The sequence below is a fragment of the Streptomyces sp. H51 genome, assembly GCF_035656535.1.
Taxonomy (GTDB): domain Bacteria; phylum Actinomycetota; class Actinomycetes; order Streptomycetales; family Streptomycetaceae; genus Streptomyces.
The window spans coordinates 1-1,354 of sequence record NZ_JAYMHD010000057.1; the positions used below are offsets into that span (position 1 = coordinate 1).

General features: G+C 70.1%; 2 pseudogenes. Both read left to right on the forward strand.

The annotated features are described in order from the left end of the window. Positions 1–1,083, forward strand: a pseudogene (locus VKA29_RS19575) (2-oxoglutarate ferredoxin oxidoreductase subunit alpha); the annotation flags it as partial. Continuing rightward, a pseudogene (locus tag VKA29_RS19580) lies at positions 1,076–1,354 on the forward strand (2-oxoacid:ferredoxin oxidoreductase subunit beta); the annotation flags it as partial. The pseudogenes VKA29_RS19575 and VKA29_RS19580, both read left to right, overlap by 8 nt.

The window sequence follows — 1,354 nt, forward strand, 5'->3', positions numbered from 1 at the left end:
CTCTTCCTCGGCTCCTACCCGATCACCCCCGCCTCGGACATCCTGCACGAGCTGTCCCGGCACAAGAACTTCGGCGTGCGCACCTTCCAGGCCGAGGACGAGATCGCGGGGATCGGGGCGGCGCTGGGCGCGGCGTTCGGCGGGTCGCTGGGCGTGACGACGACGTCCGGTCCGGGCGTGGCGCTCAAGAGCGAGACGATCGGCCTGGCGGTGTCGCTGGAGCTGCCGCTGCTGATCGTGGACATCCAGCGGGGCGGTCCGTCGACCGGTCTGCCGACGAAGACGGAGCAGGCGGATCTGCTGCAGGCGATGTACGGGCGCAACGGTGAGGCGCCCGTCCCGGTGGTCGCGCCGCGCACGCCGGCGGACTGTTTCGACGCGGCCGTGGAGGCCGCCCGTATCGCCCTCGCCTACCGCACCCCGGTGATGCTGCTGTCGGACGGTTACCTGGCCAACGGCTCCGAGCCCTGGCGCATCCCGGACACCGACGAACTGCCCGACCTGCGGGTGCAGTTCGCGCAGGGCCCCAACCACACCCTCGACGACGGCACCGAGGTCTTCCGGCCCTACCAGCGCGACCCGCACACCCTCGCCCGCCCCTGGGCCATCCCGGGCACACCGGGACTGGAGCACCGCATCGGCGGGATCGAGAAGCAGGACGGCACCGGCAACATCTCCTACGACCCCGCCAACCACGACTTCATGGTCCGCACCCGCCAGGCCAAGATCGACGGCATCAGCGTGCCCGACCTGGAGGTCGACGACCCGCACGGCGCGGCCACCCTCGTGCTGGGCTGGGGCTCCACCTACGGCCCCGTCACCGCCGCGGTACGGCGCCTGCGCGCCGCCGGCACACCCATCGCGCAGGCCCACCTGCGCCACCTCAACCCCTTCCCCAAGAACCTCGGCAGCGTCCTGGCCCGCTACGACAAGGTCGTCGTCCCGGAGATGAACCTCGGCCAGCTCGCCACGCTGATCCGGGCGAAATACCTGGTCGACGCCCACTCGTACAACCAGGTCAACGGCATGCCGTTCAAGGCCGAACAGCTCGCCACGGCTCTCAAGGAGGCCATCGATGGCTGAGACGTCCACCGAAGGCACGGGCACGATCGAAGCGCTCTCGCTCGTCCCCAAGGCCGAGGCCCGCCAGTCCCTGAAGGACTTCAAGTCCGATCAGGAGGTGCGCTGGTGCCCCGGCTGCGGTGACTACGCGATCCTCGCCGCGGTCCAGGGCTTCATGCCGGAACTCGGCCTGGCCCGGGAGAACATCGTCTTCATCTCCGGCATCGGCTGCTCCTCCCGCTTCCCGTACTACATGAACACCTACGGGATGCACTCCATCCACGGCCGCGCC